Below are 16,826 nucleotides of genomic sequence, written 5' to 3'. Positions count from 1 at the left end.
CGACTTCACAAAACCACAAGCACTCACACCTATCGATTGTTCAGTTTGTTAAAGAGCAGGTACTTCTTACTTCGCTTTCACTCATCAACGTTTCCGTTGAGAGGTGCGCATTATACAGCGCTTAAACGTTTCGTCAACAACTAAATTCAGATTCGTTTACTTGGTTGCGGGGACAGGATTTGAACCTGTGACCTTCGGGTTATGAGCCCGACGAGCTGCCAGACTGCTCCACCCCGCGTCCGCTTCGTCGCTTCGTTATGTACGTTGCGTCGAGAGGTGAGACTATAGCAAAGCAGAAATGACACTGTCAACGCCCTTTTGAGCTTTTCCACTAAACTCCCGCATCCCATGAAGCGGCCCGAGATGCCATTTCCTTAATAATCAAGGAGATCAATTGCGCTTTGTCCAATACGCAGTTTCATGTATTTTTTAGCCAGGCGCCACGTCTTTCAACATCATCCTGACTCTGACCAGATCTGCCGGGGTATCTACCCCGGCAGCGGGAGCATGCGCAGTCTCGGCGACACTAATCTTATAGCCATGCCAAAGCGCCCTCAGTTGCTCTAGCATTTCAGTTTTCTCCAAGGAACAGGCTTCAAGAAGACTATATGCATTAAGGAAACTCACCTTATATGCATAGATACCTATATGTCGGTACGCCACGAGCTCCTCCGATGACGACTCGCTTTGGAAAGCATCGCGAGCATAAGGAATAGAGGCCCGGCTGAAATAAAGCGCGTGCCCATCCTTATCGGTCACCACTTTGACGACATTGGGATTGAATATCTGCTCACGATCATGCATGGCATGACATGCCGTTGCCATGGCAGCTTCTGGATGATCCCGCAGGTTGGTCGCGACTTCTTTAATCAATAGCGGATCGATCAGCGGCTCATCGCCCTGCACGTTGACGACTATCGCGTCATCACTCCATCCAAAATGTGCCGCCACCTCCGCAATACGATCCGTTCCGGAGGGGTGATCATCTCGCGTCATGATGGCCTGATATCCATAAGACTGCACCGCTTGCAGGATATCGGCATGATCCGTTGCCACAATCACCTGCTCCGCGCCGCTCAGCAGGGCGCGCTCAACAACCCAGATCACCATCGGTTTTCCGGCGATGTCGAGCAAAGGCTTGGCTGGTAGACGGGAACTGGCATAGCGGGCGGGGATGACGACATTGAATTTCATGTTCAGACTTCTTCCGCGTCTGCCAGACGCCGAGCTTCTTCCTCCAGCATGACTGGAATGCCATCACGTATGGGATAGGCCAACCGACAAGGCTTGCACACGAGCTCTTGTGCTTCTTTCTTAAACACCAGCGGCCCCTTGCATACGGGGCACACCAGGATGTCGAGTAATTTTGCATCCATATCAAACTCCTAATTTACTGAGAACATGTGGCAGAAATGCAGGCGAAAGTTCTGCATCGACGGGCATCACCCACCAGTTGGGTTGCGCAAAGGCGGCACATTTCACGGCATCTTTCTCGGTCATGATGACGGGAACATCATCACCAAATGCCAGCTGCGACGCATCAAAGGCATGATGATCCGGAAATGGGTGCTCAATTACTTGAAGCCCAGTGCTTTTCAGTTGGTTAAAAAAGCGCTGGGGATTGCCAATCCCGGCTACAGCGTGAACAGCCTGTCCTGCAAATACCTGCAGGGTTGATGTAGATGCGGGGGATTTCAGGTTGTACATCTGATGACTGACCAGTTGCATATAAAAGCCATCCTCATCGCCATGGGCACCGTTCATCACCACGGCATCCACCTCGGACAAGCGCGCCACCGGCTCGCGCAGCGGGCCAGCCGGCAATAATCGACGATTACCAAACAGGCGGGCGGCATCCACCACCGCAATTTCGAGATCGCGCTGCAATGCATAATGCTGCAAGCCATCGTCACTGACGATGACATTGCATTCAGGAGAGTTCGCCAGCGCAGCCTGTGCCACCTTGGCACGGTCGCGCCCTATCCAGACAGGGACCTGCGTGCGCTGCGCCATCAGCAAGGGCTCATCTCCGACAATCGCCGGATCACTGTCAGGGTGGACCGGCCTGACATCCACAACATCTGCGTAAGCAGCATAGCCGCGACTTACGATCAAGGGATGAAAACCTGCTGCCTGCAATTGCTTGACCAGCCAGATGACAAGAGGCGTTTTCCCTGTCCCGCCGACACTGATGTTGCCCACCACAATCACGGGCACAGGCAGGCGAAATGAAGGAAGAAGACTATATTGATAGGCCAGCCGCCGAATACGGCTCAAGCAAGCAAAAAGCCAGGACAAGGGAATCAGCAACAAATGCCACATGCCGACACGTGTCCATTGTTGCTGGATAAAGGTAGCCAATGTTGCCTTCATCTGGCTCAGGCCTCGTTTACACGGTAAGACTTAGTGAAACTGCTTTTGATACAGCTTGGCATAATAGCCATCCTGCGCCAGCAAGGATTGATGATCACCACTCTCGACAATCCGGCCATGATCCATCACCAGAATACGATCCGCATTTTCAATAGTAGAGAGGCGATGCGCAATCACAATTGTGGTGCGATTGCGCATCAACTCATCCAGAGCCGCTTGAACATGCTGTTCGGATTCCGTATCGAGTGCAGAGGTCGCCTCATCCAGCAACAGAATTGGGGCGTCTTTCAAAATAGCCCGGGCAATCGCAAGCCGCTGACGCTGACCACCAGACAGACGCACGCCACGATCTCCAATTTCACTTTGCAACCCCTGGGGCAATTGCTGAATAAACTCCCACGCATGTGCCGCCTTTGCGGCAGCGACTACATCTTCTTCCGAGGCATTACGCAACACACCGTAAGCAATATTATTGAATACCGTGTCGTTAAACAGGATCACATCCTGGCTCACCAGTGAAAACTGTGCGCGCAGATTACGCAAGGTCATCTGCCGTGTATCCAGACCATCCAGCAGAAGTTCGCCCTGCTGATAATCATAGAAACGTGGCAGCAAATTCACCAAAGAAGTCTTGCCACCTCCGGATCGGCCGACCAGCGCCAGCTTCTCTCCAGGATGCACAGTAAAGTTGAGATCACTCAACGCCGCCCGCTTGGCATTCTCATAATGCAATTCCAGGTGACGGAATTCAATCAGGCCTCGCGCGCGTCCGATTTCCTGCGTACCAGCATCCACCTCCACCGGCGAATCAATCAGTGCAAAGACACTTTCGGCCGCCGCGAGCCCCGTCTGAATGTCTTCATTCATACCAGTCAGGCTTTTAATCGGGGCAATCAACATCAGCAAGGCGCCGATAAATGCTGCAAACTCCCCTGCCGTGAAGTTGCCAATGGCATAGTAGACCACCAGCCCCAGCGCCAGGCCTGCCAGCACCTCAATGACCATACTGTTAAGACTGGACAATCGTGCCATCTTGATCAAGGTATAGCGGTTGCGCCCGGCGACTTTGGCAAAACGCTGAAACTCGTAATCACCACCGCCAAAAATCTTGACCACACGCTGACCGGACACTGCCTCTTCAATCACCTGGGTCAAATCGCCCATGGACTCTTGCACCACACGGCTCGCCTGACGCAGCTTGGGCGTCATGATTTTCAGGTAAAACACCATCAATGGCACCACGATGACAAAAATCATCGTCAGCTTCCAGTCGAGATAGAGCATGTAACCGACCATGCCAATAATGGTCAAGGTATCCCGCACCGCCGCTACCGCCACATTGGTAGACGCTTTGGCAATCTGTTCGGTATCGTAGGTCAGCTTGGAAGTCACGATGCCAGCCGAGTTGGCATCAAAGTAACTGACGGGGAACGCCATCAAGCGGCGGAACGCATCAAGTCGCAGACTTTCGACCACCCGGCGTGATACCCAACGCATGCCAAACGCGGAGACAAAACCAGCAAAAGCCCGTAAAGCAAGCAACCCAAACAGCATCAAGGGCAGGAGCTGCAGTTTCGTACTGTCACGTTGTACGAAGCCCTCATCCGTCACCATTTTGATCGTCGCCAGAAAACCGGTATTGGTGGCTGACAACACCACCAAACCCAGAATGGTAAGCGACATGGCCACCCAGAATTTACGGGTATACCCCAGCAATCGCATATACAGGATTCTAGCGTTATGCGCAGAAGCAACCGGGGCTCGGCGGGAGGATTTTTTGGACATAAATCTCAGGGACTGTTAAAAGGTTTGCCCGCCAAATGGCGGGCAAACCAGGATAATGGAGTTACCCGAACAGGTAAACGTGCGTCAGAATCAGGAGCCAGACTTTACCTGTGTCGCAAAGTTGATGTGGGTATAGTTTTCCTGCCGCGCGGCTTCCATGACATTGACCACGGATTGGTGCGTGCTGTTAGCGTCGGCATTGATCACGATCGTCGGCTCCTTGCCATTACCAACCGCCTGCCTTAAGGCAATGCCAAGTCCAGCCACGCTGGTATCACTGACCGGCTTGTCATTCACCACATAATGACCGCTGGCATCAACACCTACATTCACGATCAACGGCTTTTGTTCTGGCGGCGTGGCTTCTGCGGTAGGCAGATTGATCTGCAATTCACTCACGCGTGAGAATGTGGTGCTGACGACCAGAAAGATGATAATGACCAGTAACACGTCGATCAGCGGCACCAAGTTCATTTCCAGATCTTCGTGCTTTTTTCCGCGTTGAAAATTCATGGTGTTTGCTCGCTTATTTACGTTCGCCGTGGATCATTTCCACCAGCTTGACGGCCTGCTGTTCCATTTCCACAATCAGGCCATCCACCTTGCCGCGGAAATAGCGGTAGAAAATCATCGCGGGCACCGCCACGACAATACCACCAGCCGTGTTATACAGCGCGACGGAAATGCCACGGGCAAACTGAGCCACATCATGGCCAGTCGCGGTAAAGGCACCAAAGAGCTCGACCATCCCGATCACCGTACCCAGCAGGCCCAGCAGCGGGCTGACAGTGGCGATGGTACCCAGCGTGGTCAGGTATTTTTCCAGCTTGTGCGCCACGGCACGGCCGGACTCTTCAATCGCCTCTTTCATGACATCGCGAGAAGAATCCACATTGGCCAGGGCACTGGCGAAAATCTGCCCCAGCAAGGAGTGTTGTTGCAACTTGATCAAAGTTTCCTTATTAACGCCGCCTTGACCCAGCCAGCGCTGCACCTCCGGCAACAGGTTGCTAGGTGCAATCAATTCGGCACGCAATGCCCACAAACGCTCAACAATAATCGCAACAGCAATGATAGAAGCGATAATCAGCGGCCAAATCGGCCAGCCGGCCGCTAGAATAATTTCCCACACAGTGAGGCTCCAAAGGATGATCAAAAGTGGCAATACTTTAGCGTGCGAGCCGGTTTTCAGCAAGCAAACTTACAACTGGCAAGCGCTTCGCCAAACGCAGGAATGACAAAGCCGGACAAGGTGTCCGGCTTTTGAAACGGCATGATGACGCTTCAGAAAAAATCTTCAGGCACGCAAGGACTCCACCAGCTTGAGTTTACTAGCAGCCTTCACGCGATCAATCACCCCCAGCACATCCAGCACACGGCAACAGTACGCCACCTCATTGTCATGCATGAGCGTCAACCCCAGCTGTCGGCCGTGGCTCACCGTCAGGTGTCGCATTTGCAGGATGGCGGAAAATTCGGTGCCGAGATAATCGATACTGGCACGCTGATGTCCCCAGGCGCCATAATCACATTGAACAATGCCATTCAGATCCCCTCTGGCATATTTCTCGAACAACTCTATACATTCATCACGTGAAGTATCCCGTGCCAGAGTAGCCGTCATGTCGATGATAGACACAATCTCGGTCGGCACGCGATACGAAAGAGAGTCCAGTTTGCCTTCAAGCTCTGGCAAGGCCAGCACGGTGGAAGCCGCAACATTGGTGCTGGTCGGCAGGATGGAAGCCGCGCAGGCACGGCCCAGATGCGAAGTGGGGTGATATCCATCCAGCGCGCGCTGATCGGATAGCGCCGGGTGTATGGTAATGACCCTGGCATACTCGATGCCTATATGCTTTTGCAGTACATAGGCCACCGGCGCCAGCGCATTGCCAGTACAGGTATTGGAGGCAATGATGTCGTGCTGCAGGGGATCATACTGTTCGTGATTGACGCCGTAGACCATGCTCAAATCACAGCCAGCGATATTGGCCGTGCACACTACTTTGCGCGCGACCTTGCGCTCGATGACGGCACGCAAATCAGCAATGGATGCCGTACCGGTAGCATCAATAAAGACATCCAGATCAAACTCGCGTAGCGCGGCAAAACTGTCTTCGGTGGGACGGCGGCGGCGATCGACACGTTCATAACGAATGCGCTTATCGCCAAGAATCAGGTCATTGCCTTGAAAATCCAGGGTAAATGGCGGCTTGCCATAAGTGGTGTCGTGCGCGAGCAGATAGGCCACTTGATCGATGGGCATCACATCGCACACCACCTTGATATCAAAACGCCCTTCGGCTAGTGCAGCGTGGTTCGCTCTTAAAATACCGCGGCCTATGCGGCCCAGTCCTGCAATACCAACGCGCAAGGGTGTCATATCAAGCTACTCCGTCTCGATTTTGTTTATTTTTTCGTTACCGCCATGCATTACTGCGAATCCCCCATGCATGCGTACCCTGTCTTCTAGATACTTCGGCAGCACCGAGCCAAACTTTACGATGAATCCGGATGTTTGTGGAGAAAAAAGCGATAGGTATTACTTATTAAGACAACTGATGCAGGTAGGAGCGCTCAATCACGCGTATACCAATACCGCATGAATTGCTGCCGCCAGCGGTGAGCGGCTATGCCTTGAGCTGAGAAGTCGAGAAGAATGGCGCCATCACGATCTGACCGATAATCCCGCGCGCCCAGTTCATGATAGCGTGCCATCACCTCGGCCTTGGGGTGCCCAAAACGATTGCGATAGCCGACGGCATACAAGGCCATCGCGGGGCGCACGGCCGCCACAAACTCAGGATTAGACGAGGTCCGGCTGCCATGATGCGGTACCAGCAAGACGTCTGCGGCCAAGCGTCCACCTGCATTATCCAGCAGACGGGCCTCAGCACTTTTTTCAATATCGCCAGCCAGCAATAGGCTGCCGTAGCGGCTACTTACCTTCACGACGCAACTGCGGTTGTTATCCTGCAGATCCATCTGCGCCATGCTCACCACATCCGGATATAGCATCTCAAAGTTCACGCCATCCCACTGCCAGCGCTGGCCTGCCTGGCAGGCTCTGTGCTGTTTGACTTGCAGCGGGACCGCCTCGGCAGGCAAGGAACTCAGCATCCACTGCGGTGAGAGCACATCCGCTACGGCCTGTAATCCGCCGCTATGATCATTATCATTGTGGCTCACGATCACCCCATCCAGCCGGACGATGCCCTCTCCACGCAAATACGGCAGGATAACGCGCCGACCAGCATCACTTTCCGCGGAGTAACGCGGCCCGGTATCGTAAAGCAAGGTATGCCGGGCGGTATGAACCACCACTGCCATGCCTTGCCCGACATCCAGCATCACTACGCGCATCGTGCCATCCGGGGGCGGCTCCGGGCGGATCATCAGCATGGGCAATAAGCCCACCCACCCCAGCCAGCGCAAGGGAAACCCGCGCGGCAACAACATCCATACAATACCCGCCATGGCAGGCAACAATGACCATGCTGGCGGGGCTTGCTGCTGCCACACCGCCCATGGCGATACGGCCAGCCAATGCATGGCGCGGGTAACAAATTGCATCAAGGCATGTGCCAGCCAAAGCAAACTGTCAATCGGCAACAAAGTACCAGCCAGGGCCAAGGGCACCACACCCAGGCTGACTACAGGAATGGCGATGGCATTCGCCAGCGGCGAGACCAGCGATACTTGTTGAAACAGCATGAGCAAGAGGGGCAGCAAACCCAGCGTCACGGCCCATTGGGCATGCACCGCCTGGCGCCATTTCGCCAGCATGCCGATACGATACGCCCCGGCAAACGCCATCACGGCCACCGCGCCGAATGACAGCCAGAATCCCGGCGCCATCACCGCCCAAGGGTCAGCCATCACCACAACCAGCAATGCACAAGCCAGTACGCGTGCAATTCCGAATCGTCGCCCCAGCCACAAGGCAATGGCAAATACCGTCAGCATGTACAAGGTACGCTGGGTCGGCACCGAAAACCCGGCCACCAGCGAGTAAAGCAATGCCACCAGCCAGCCGGACATGACACCCGCCTTGCGCGCGGGCAGCCACAGATTCAGCCGATAACTGCGGCGCCAGCCTGCATACACTAGCCAATACGCCAGACTTGCCAGCATGGTGATATGAAGCCCGGAAATACTGATCAGATGGTTTATGCCGCTACGCAAAAAGACATCCCAATCTGCGGTCGTGATCCCGCTATCATCGCCCGTGACCAGCGCCTGCAATAGCGGCATGGCCGGCTGACCCGGCAACACCTGGGCAATACGCGCGTTCAAGCGCTCACGCACCCGTTCCACTACATACGTCGGGCGCCACACCATATCGTCCAGGCGCCGATATTCGCTGCGTGTGCGGATATAGCCGAACGCCTGCAAATCGTTTTCCAGCGCCCACCGTTCAAAATCAAAACCATGCGGATTCACACTGCCATGTGGCCGCTTGAGCCTGACGATCAATTGCCAACGCTCACCGGCGTGTATTTGCGGTATGGTGGCCTGCTTCTCAGCAGGCGATGAGCTCCCTCCTGTACTGGAATCTCGTGAGCCAAAAGCATTGTGTCGATAAAGATTCAGCGAGATGCGATTTGGCACCTTGGCTGCTGGCGTCAACACCTGCTCAACATCAAATGCAAAACTCACGCCACGCTCGCGCTGTTCGGGCAAACTAGCCACCACTCCCACCAACGCAATATCGCGGCCCTCCCATTCCGGAGACAAAGCATCGGCCAGCCGCGTCTGCGCCAGCCAGACAGCCCAGGCAAAACCGCATACGGCGACAAGCAGGCACAGAGACACCCGCCGCCTATGCGCTGGCATATACCAGCAGGCACCCATCAGCAATACAAGTAAGAGGCCGACCGGCCAAAGCGCAGGGAGAGAAGGAAGTTGTTGCAGTACCCAGGCGCCGGCAGTAAACGCGAGCGCCAGGGTAATCACGTCAGGGCAGGATCAAACGGAAACAGACGAGGAATGATCGGCAACGGTGCTGATCAGCTGACCATCCTGCAAGCGGTATTGGCGCTGCATCTTGGCGGCAAGCTCAAGATCGTGCGTGACCACGACCAGACTGACCCCTTGCCGCGCATTCAGCTCCAGCAACAGATCAAATACAGCATTCGCGGTATGTCGGTCCAGATTGCCCGTCGGCTCATCCGCCAATATGCAACGCGGATTGGTCACCAGTGCCCGTGCTACCGCAGCGCGTTGCCGCTCACCGCCAGAAAGCTCGCCCGGCATATGTTCCAGCCGATGTGCAAGCCCGACCTGAGTGAGCGTTTCGGCAGCCGCTTCCAGCGCCTCGGCCCGCGGCATGCGGCGGATAAACAAGGGCATGGCGACGTTTTCAAGCGCAGTAAATTCGGGCAGCAGATGGTGAAACTGGTAAACAAAGCCCAAGGCATGGTTACGCAACGCACCCCGACGCGCCTCGCTAAGATCTGCCAGCGTTTCCCCCATCACCCGCACTTCGCCGGCACTGGCGGCATCCAGCCCGCCGAGCAGATGCAGCAGCGTGCTCTTGCCGGAGCCAGAGGTGCCCACGATCGCCACCTGCTCGCCCTGTGTCACATGCAGATCAATACCGTTCAGCACGGCCACATCCAGTCCGGCATAGGTTTTGCGCAAGGCGCTACATGCAATCACTTCATTACTCATAACGCAAAGCCTCCGCCGGATTGATGCGCGCTGCGCGCCAGCTTGGATAAAGCGTGGCCAGCAGACTTAATATAAAAGACATGACGGTAATCACCGCGACATCGCCCCACAGCAGGTGCGATGGCAGCTCGCTGATGTAATACACGTCCTTGGCCAAAAACTGGATGCCCAGGCTACGTTCGATGAAAGGCACGATGGTTTCAATATTGAGCGCAATCACAACGCCGAAAATCGCACCAAAAACCGTGCCGATGACGCCGATCAGCGCGCCCTGCACAATGAATATCTGCATGATGCTGGAGGGGCTGGCGCCAAAGGTGCGCATGATGGCAATATCCGCCCGCTTGTCGGTCACGGCCATCACCAGCGTGGAGACGATATTAAAGGCGGCCACCGCGACAATCAGCGCCAGGATAATGAACATGACGCGCTTTTCCATCTGCACGGCGCGGAAGAAATTGGCATGCTGTTCGGTCCAGTCGCTGATGTAGTAATTGCCCTTGCCCTGCAACTGGGCGACCAGTGCGGTAGTGACGCGCGGGGCAGCAAACAGATCATCCAGCTTGAGCCGTACGCCAGAAACATCACTTCCCATGCGATAAAGCTTAGCGGCATCCGCCATGTGGATCAGCGCGAGGCCCGCATCGTATTCGTACATGCCGATCTGAAAAATACCCACCACGCGAAACTGCTTGATGCGCGGCACGATGCCCGTAGGCGTGAACTGCCCTTGCGGCGCCAGCACCACGACCTTGTCGCCAAGTATCACCCCTAGCGATTGCGCCAGCTCGGCCCCGAGCACAATACCGAACTCGCCATCCTTGAGATCGGTCAGTTTGCCTGCACGCATATGGCGGCCCAGATCGGCAACACGGTCTTCATCGACCGGCAGCACACCACGCACGATGGCGCCCTGCACCGACTGCCCATAGGAAAGCATGCCCTGCGCCATGATGTAAGGCGCCACGGCCTGCACATGGGGCGCATGCTCCACCTCTTTGGCGAGAATGGGCCAGTCGGTCAGCTTGTTATCGACGCCGCTGATCTGCATGTGCGACGCCACCCCGAGAATGCGCGAGCGCAACTCCTCCTGAAAACCATTCATGACCGAGAGCACGATAATCAGCGCAGCCACACCAAGGCCTATGCCTATCATGCTGGTCATGGAAATGAAGGAAATGAAGTGGTTGCGACGCTTGGCGCGTGTATAGCGCAGGCCGACGAAAATCTCGTACGGCAATGAAGTCAATTTAATAGCCATAGCGCCGAATTCTAGCAGGGAACAGGCGCCATTCTGCTAAAATTATGCAAGGCTGTGATCAGCACAAACAGCGTGTCTTGCCCGTCGGGACTAACGCGTTGAGCATGTACAGCAAACCTTTACATTCTGGAGCCCTTACACTCTCATGTTTACCGGAATCATCCAAGCGGTAGGCCGTATCGAAAAAGTCGACACCCTCGGCAGCGATGTCAAGCTGACGATAGATGCCACCGCACTGAATCTTGGTGATGTTGCCATCGGCGACAGCATCTGCGTCAACGGCGTGTGCCTCACCGCCGTCAGCCTGAGCCCCAGCCATTTTCAGGCGCATGTCTCGCGTGAAACCCTCAATTGCACCGTCGGGCTGGATAACGTCAAACCCGTCAATCTGGAAAAAGCCTTGCGCTTTTCCGATCGTCTGGGCGGCCATATTGTCAGCGGCCATGTGGATGGCGTTGGCCAGGTCGTCAGGTTTGAACCCGCCGGAGATTGCATGCTGCTGGCCGTGCGCGCGCCACATGCCATTTCGCGCTATATCGCCATCAAGGGCTCCATCACCATTGATGGCGTCAGCCTCACGGTCAACAGCGTGGATGGCGATGTGTTCAGCGTGAACCTGATTCCCCATACGATAGAAGTCACTGCGCTCAAGAGCCTGGGTGTGGGCAGCCGGGTGAATCTGGAGGTCGACATGATCGCCCGATATGTAGAGCGCATGGCGCAATGGAAAACCGAAGGAGAAAGTGCGTGATCAGCCCGACCAAAGACATTATCGAGGAGATTCGCCAGGGCCGCATGGTCATTCTGGTGGACGAGGAAGACCGCGAAAACGAAGGTGACCTGGTGCTCGCAGCGCAATTCACCACGCCAGAACATATCAACTTCATGGCCAAATATGGTCGCGGTCTGATCTGCCTGACCCTGACCGAAGACCGCTGCCAGCAGCTGGCACTGCCGCCCATGGTGCAAAAAAATGGTGCGCCTTTGGGCACCGCCTTCACCGTTTCGATTGAAGCGGCCGAAGGAGTTACCACAGGCATTTCGGCCGCGGACCGTGCACGCACCGTACAGGCAGCCGTTGCCCGCAATGCCAGCCCTGCCGACATTGTCAGTCCTGGCCATATCTTCCCGCTCACAGCAGAAAATGGTGGCGTACTGGTGCGCGCCGGGCACACCGAGGCAGGGTGCGACCTTGCCGCCCTGGCAGGCCTGGAGCCAGCCGGCGTCATCTGCGAAATCCTCAAGGATGACGGCAGCATGGCCCGCCTGCCTGACCTGATTGAATTCGCACGCGAACACCAGCTTAAAATCGGCACCATTGCCGACCTGATTCACTATCGCAGCCAGACCGAAAGCCTGGTGCAGCGCAGTGCCGAGCGCACCGTGCAAACGCCATATGGCCCCATGCAGCTGATCGCCTACACGGACCGCATCAACGACCAGACCCATCTGGCACTGATTAAAGGCTCTCCAGACGAATCGAAGGAAGTGCTGGTGCGCGTGCACGAACCGCTGTCGGTATTCGACCTGCTCGACAGTTCCAGCTGCTCACACTCATGGAATACCCTGAAAGCCATGGAGACCATCAGCCAGGCTGAATGCGGGGTGATGATACTGCTGCGTGGCAACGAACAAGGCAGTGATCTGGTCGACCGCATCCAGCGTGCGGATCAGTCCATCCGGCACAAGCAGGATCTGCGGAATTACGGCATAGGCTCGCAAATCCTGCTGGACCTGGGTGTACGCAAAATGCGGCTGATGGCAGCCCCGCGCAAAATGCCGAGCATGACCGGATTCGGGCTGGAAGTCGTGGGCTATCTGGAATCTTCCCCGACCTGATATTTATGCGATAATTGGAACCGTGGAAAACGTCAATCTTACCAATCACTTTCTGATCGCCATGCCCGCCATGGCCGACCCCAACTTTGCCAAGTCAGTCACCTATATATGCGAGCACAATGCAGATGGTGCGCTGGGCATCGTGATCAACCGCCCGACCGAGATGACGCTGCAGGAACTGTTCAGCCAGATCAACCTGTCGCTGGACGATGCCGAGATGGCCGCCAGTGCCGTCCACTTTGGCGGGCCGGTACAGATAGACCGCGGCTTTGTGCTGCACCAGCCGCCCGGCGACTGGCAGTCCAGCATCTCCATCAATGGCAAGACGACGCTCACCACCTCGAAAGATGTGCTGGAAGCCGTCGCCAATGGCACCGGGCCAGAGAAAATCTTCATCTCGCTGGGCTACTCCGGCTGGGCCGCCGGACAACTGGAGCAGGAAATGGCGCAGAACGCCTGGCTATCCGTGCCCGCTGACGACACCGTATTGTTTGATCTGCCCAGTGAAAACAAACTCACCGCGGCCATGCAACTGCTGGGGCTTGATTTTGCCAAGCTGTCGGAAGAGGCCGGGCATGCCTGATATGGCTCACATTCCCCTTCCTGCCTGAGCGCATGCAGACCGCCACCCCTCGCCTCAACACCATCAACAACGATCCCGCCAAGCAATTGCTGCTCACTTCAGAGGGAACGGCGCTGGCTTTTGACTTTGGCGAAAAACGCATAGGCGTGGCCGTAGGGGAACACCTGCTGGGCATCGCCCACCCGCTCACCACCATTGAAAGTGAAGCCAACGATGTGCGCTTTGCAGCCATTGCCGCGCTGATCAACGAGTGGCGTCCCACGGTGCTGATTGTCGGGCTGCCGCTGTCACTGGATGGCGAAGAGCATGCTACCAGCCTGCTCTGCCGCAAGTTTGCGCGCCGGCTCGATGGCCGCTTTGGTTTGCCCGTGGTCATGATAGATGAGCGCCTGAGCTCGGCAGAAGCCAGCAGCTCGCTTAATGAGAGCGGCATCCACGGCCGCAAGCAGAAAGTCATGCTGGATCAGGTGGCCGCCCAACATATCTTGCAATCCTACTTTGACACCCTGTCTTCACTCCCTGTCGCCCAACCGCATGCGGGGAGCCAATGACCCCATGAATAGAGCACATCACCATGATACTGCCTGACGCCGAAGCCACCTTTGAGGTGCTGCTGCAAAAGCTGAAACCGCTGATCACCGACAACACGGCCCTGGTAGGCATTCACAGTGGAGGGGTCTGGCTGGTAGATCGCCTGCTGCCACTGCTGGGCCGCCCCGTAGCACGCGGAACGCTGGACATTTCGTTTTATCGGGATGACTTTGACCAACGTGGCCTGCGTGCCGAAAACAAACCATCACAGATCCCGTTTGATGTTCAGGACCAGCATATCATCCTGGTCGACGATGTATTTCATACTGGCCGCACCATACGCGCTGCCATGAATGAGCTGTTTGATTACGGCCGCCCGGCCAGCATCAGCCTTGCGGTGCTGGTGGACAGGGGGGGCCGCGAGTTGCCTATCGTGCCGCAGATCGTGGCGGCCGAAATTCCACTGCCCGTAAGCCAGAACTTGCAACTGCTGCAATCGGAAGACGGCCGTTTCCATTTTGAACTGAAAGACAGCCTCTGATGCTTAACCCCCAACTTACCCCGGATGGCAAGCTGCGCCACCTGCTGTCTACCGAAGGCCTGCCGCGCGCCATCCTCAACCAGATTCTGGATACCGCGGAATCTTTTGTCGGGGTGGCCGAGCGCGAAGTGAAAAAAGTGCCGCTGCTGCGCGGAAAAACCGTGTGCAACATCTTCTTCGAAAACAGCACCCGCACCCGCACCACCTTCGAGATTGCCGCCAAGCGCCTGTCCGCTGACGTGATCAACCTCAACGTCAACACCTCGTCGCAATCCAAGGGCGAAACCATCCTGGACACCATAGACAACCTGACGGCCATGCACGCCGACATGTTCGTCATCCGCCACGCGCAATCTGGTGCGGCGCACCTGATCGCGCAGCATGTGGCGCCGCATATCCACGTCATCAATGCCGGTGATGGCCGCCATGCACACCCGACCCAGGGCTTGCTGGATGTATTTACCATCCGCCGCTACAAGCCGGACATGCACAACCTCCGCGTAGCACTGGTGGGGGATGTGCTGCATTCGCGCGTGGCCCGCTCCGAGATTCACGCCCTGACCACGCTGGGCGTGCCCGAAGTGCGTGTCATTGCACCCAAGACCCTGCTGCCTCAACACGTAGAAAAACTAGGCGTGCAGGTGTATCACGACATGCGCGAGGGGCTAAAGGATGTGGATGTGATCATGATGCTGCGCCTGCAGAACGAGCGCATGAGTGGCGCCCTGCTGCCCAGCGCACAGGAGTATTTCAAGTGTTATGGCCTGACGCCGGAAAAACTGGCTCTTGCCAAGCCTGATGCCATTGTCATGCACCCCGGCCCCATGAACCGTGGGGTAGAAATCGACTCTGCCGTCGCCGACGGCAAACAATCCGTGATATTGCCCCAGGTCACATACGGCATCGCCGTGCGTATGGCGGTCATGTCCATGCTTGCAGGAAACAGCGCATGAAAATACTGATTAAAAACGGGCGCCTGATCGACCCCAAAAACAACATCGACACCACGCAGGATATCTACATTGCCGCCGGCAAAATCGTCGGCATAGGTAGCGGCCCTGCTGGCTTCGAAGCTACACAGACCCTGGATGCCAGCGGCTTGCTGGTGTTGCCCGGACTGGTGGATTTGTCCGCCCGCCTGCGCGAGCCCGGCTTTGAGCACAAAGCCACGCTGGAAAGTGAAATGCAGGCCGCCGTTGCTGGCGGTGTTACCAGCCTGGCCTGTCCGCCCGATACCGATCCGGTACTGGATGAACCCGGCCTGGTGGAAATGCTCAAGCACAAGGCCAAGCAATTGCACCTGGCCCATGTGTATCCGCTGGGTGCCATTACCCGCCAGTTGCAGGGCAAACAGCTGACTGAAATGTCCGAACTGACCGAGGCCGGTTGTGTAGGTTTTTCGCAGGCCGACGTCGCGATTACCGACACCCAGGTGTTGTGGCGCGCCATGCAGTACGCCGCCACCTTCGGCTATACCATCTGGCTGCGCCCGGAAGAGCCCTACCTCGCCAGCGGCGGCACAGCCCACGACGGCGAAGTCGCCAGCCGCCTCGGCCTGAAAGGCATCCCGGCGGCAGCCGAAACGCTGGCGATTGCCAGCATCCTGACAATTGCCCGCGAAACGGGCGCCAGCATTCACCTGTGCCGCCTGTCTACTGCCGAGGGTGTGGAAATGGTACGGGCAGCCAAGCAGCAAGGTCTGCCTGTCACCTGCGACGTCAGCATCAACCACCTGCACCTGACAGAGCACGACATCGGATACTTTGACCCCAACTGCCATCTGCGTCCACCTTTGCGCGGCCAGCGCGATCGCGATGCCCTGAGCCAGGGAGTGATTGACGGCACGATAGATGCCATCTGCTCGGACCATACCCCTGTGGATGACGACGCCAAACTGCAACCGTTTGGAGAAGCGGAAGCCGGGGCTACCGGGCTGGAGTTGTTGTTGCCGCTGGTATGCAAATGGGCTGATGAGCAGAATATTCCGCTGCCCCAGGCTCTTGCCGCAGTCACCACCAAGGCAGCGGCCATACTGGATATTCCAGCGGGCGAGTTATCCCTGCACGCAGACGCCGACCTTTGCCTGCTTGATCCGGCACAGGAATGGAAAGTGGAGGCCAGTGTGCTGCAAAGCCAGGGCAAAAATACGCCCTTCCTGGGGCTGCACTTGCGGGGCAAGGTACGCTATACCCTGGTCAACGGCCAGCTGGTGTATCAGGCCGCATAAATTCGCCCCAGGC

At 56.5% G+C, this 16,826-nt stretch carries 17 protein-coding genes and 1 tRNA gene; 7 read left to right on the top strand and 11 right to left on the bottom strand.

The window, feature by feature from the left end; translation table 11 throughout:
* Positions 1-161: 161 nt before the first annotated feature.
* The 11 genes from LG203_RS02255 to LG203_RS02205 form a co-directional block, all read right to left on the bottom strand.
* Positions 162-238 (bottom strand) — tRNA-Met (locus LG203_RS02255).
* A gap of 191 nt (positions 239-429) precedes the next feature.
* Entirely contained in the window at positions 430-1,194 is a 765-nt protein-coding gene (gene kdsB, locus LG203_RS02250; RefSeq protein ID WP_230344299.1) for a 3-deoxy-manno-octulosonate cytidylyltransferase, read from the bottom strand.
* A gap of 2 nt (positions 1,195-1,196) precedes the next feature.
* Complete coding sequence (locus tag LG203_RS02245; protein WP_159356529.1) at positions 1,197-1,376, bottom strand: Trm112 family protein; 180 nt, start codon at positions 1,374-1,376, stop codon at positions 1,197-1,199.
* A 1-nt stretch (position 1,377) separates the two neighbouring features.
* Entirely contained in the window at positions 1,378-2,373 is a 996-nt protein-coding gene (gene lpxK / locus LG203_RS02240; RefSeq protein ID WP_230344298.1) for a tetraacyldisaccharide 4'-kinase, read from the bottom strand.
* 30 nt (positions 2,374-2,403) lie between these two features.
* Complete coding sequence (gene msbA / locus LG203_RS02235) at positions 2,404-4,158, bottom strand: lipid A export permease/ATP-binding protein MsbA (RefSeq protein WP_230344297.1); 1,755 nt, start codon at positions 4,156-4,158, stop codon at positions 2,404-2,406.
* 90 nt (positions 4,159-4,248) lie between these two features.
* Positions 4,249-4,671 (bottom strand): ExbD/TolR family protein, encoded by a 423-nt coding sequence (locus LG203_RS02230; RefSeq protein ID WP_015829500.1) that lies wholly within the window; start codon positions 4,669-4,671, stop codon positions 4,249-4,251.
* A 13-nt stretch (positions 4,672-4,684) separates the two neighbouring features.
* Positions 4,685-5,290: a MotA/TolQ/ExbB proton channel family protein gene (locus LG203_RS02225; RefSeq protein ID WP_230344296.1), complete on the bottom strand. Its 606-nt coding sequence runs from the start codon at positions 5,288-5,290 to the stop codon at positions 4,685-4,687.
* Between the two features lie 165 nt (positions 5,291-5,455).
* Positions 5,456-6,541, bottom strand: a complete 1,086-nt coding sequence (locus tag LG203_RS02220; protein ID WP_230344295.1) for a type I glyceraldehyde-3-phosphate dehydrogenase — start codon at positions 6,539-6,541, stop codon at positions 5,456-5,458.
* 194 nt (positions 6,542-6,735) lie between these two features.
* Positions 6,736-9,114: a DNA internalization-related competence protein ComEC/Rec2 gene (locus LG203_RS02215; protein WP_230344294.1), complete on the bottom strand. Its 2,379-nt coding sequence runs from the start codon at positions 9,112-9,114 to the stop codon at positions 6,736-6,738.
* Between the two features lie 12 nt (positions 9,115-9,126).
* Positions 9,127-9,831, bottom strand: a complete 705-nt coding sequence (gene lolD / locus LG203_RS02210) for a lipoprotein-releasing ABC transporter ATP-binding protein LolD (RefSeq protein WP_230344293.1) — start codon at positions 9,829-9,831, stop codon at positions 9,127-9,129.
* Positions 9,824-11,092, bottom strand: coding sequence for a lipoprotein-releasing ABC transporter permease subunit (locus LG203_RS02205; RefSeq protein ID WP_230344292.1), 1,269 nt, complete (start codon positions 11,090-11,092; stop codon positions 9,824-9,826). Before LG203_RS02205 ends, lolD begins: the two co-directional genes overlap by 8 nt.
* Before the next feature lie 145 nt (positions 11,093-11,237).
* Between LG203_RS02205 and LG203_RS02200 the strand changes: the two genes are divergently transcribed.
* From LG203_RS02200 to LG203_RS02170, 7 genes are read left to right on the top strand one after another with little or no spacing between them, the layout of a single operon-like run.
* A complete protein-coding gene (locus tag LG203_RS02200; protein WP_015829496.1) occupies positions 11,238-11,843 on the top strand; it encodes a riboflavin synthase in 606 nt (201 codons plus the stop codon).
* A complete protein-coding gene (ribBA, locus tag LG203_RS02195; RefSeq protein WP_230344291.1) occupies positions 11,840-12,931 on the top strand; it encodes a bifunctional 3,4-dihydroxy-2-butanone-4-phosphate synthase/GTP cyclohydrolase II in 1,092 nt (363 codons plus the stop codon). The genes LG203_RS02200 and ribBA overlap by 4 nt, the downstream gene beginning before the upstream one ends.
* Before the next feature lie 22 nt (positions 12,932-12,953).
* Positions 12,954-13,514, top strand: coding sequence for a YqgE/AlgH family protein (locus tag LG203_RS02190; protein WP_013441461.1), 561 nt, complete (start codon positions 12,954-12,956; stop codon positions 13,512-13,514).
* A gap of 32 nt (positions 13,515-13,546) precedes the next feature.
* Positions 13,547-14,065, top strand: a complete 519-nt coding sequence (ruvX, locus tag LG203_RS02185) for a Holliday junction resolvase RuvX (protein WP_230344290.1) — start codon at positions 13,547-13,549, stop codon at positions 14,063-14,065.
* Positions 14,066-14,088: 23 nt separating this feature from the next.
* A complete protein-coding gene (gene pyrR / locus LG203_RS02180) occupies positions 14,089-14,586 on the top strand; it encodes a bifunctional pyr operon transcriptional regulator/uracil phosphoribosyltransferase PyrR (RefSeq protein ID WP_407665336.1) in 498 nt (165 codons plus the stop codon).
* A complete protein-coding gene (locus tag LG203_RS02175; protein WP_013441458.1) occupies positions 14,586-15,539 on the top strand; it encodes an aspartate carbamoyltransferase catalytic subunit in 954 nt (317 codons plus the stop codon). Before pyrR ends, LG203_RS02175 begins: the two co-directional genes overlap by 1 nt.
* Complete coding sequence (locus LG203_RS02170; RefSeq protein WP_230344289.1) at positions 15,536-16,813, top strand: dihydroorotase; 1,278 nt, start codon at positions 15,536-15,538, stop codon at positions 16,811-16,813. Before LG203_RS02175 ends, LG203_RS02170 begins: the two co-directional genes overlap by 4 nt.
* Positions 16,814-16,826 lie beyond the last annotated feature (13 nt).

Source organism: Methylovorus mays (assembly GCF_020531915.1).
Lineage (GTDB): Bacteria > Pseudomonadota > Gammaproteobacteria > Burkholderiales > Methylophilaceae > Methylovorus > Methylovorus mays.
Note: the sequence above shows the minus strand (reverse complement) of the source record. Positions and strands in the feature narration are given on the sequence as shown.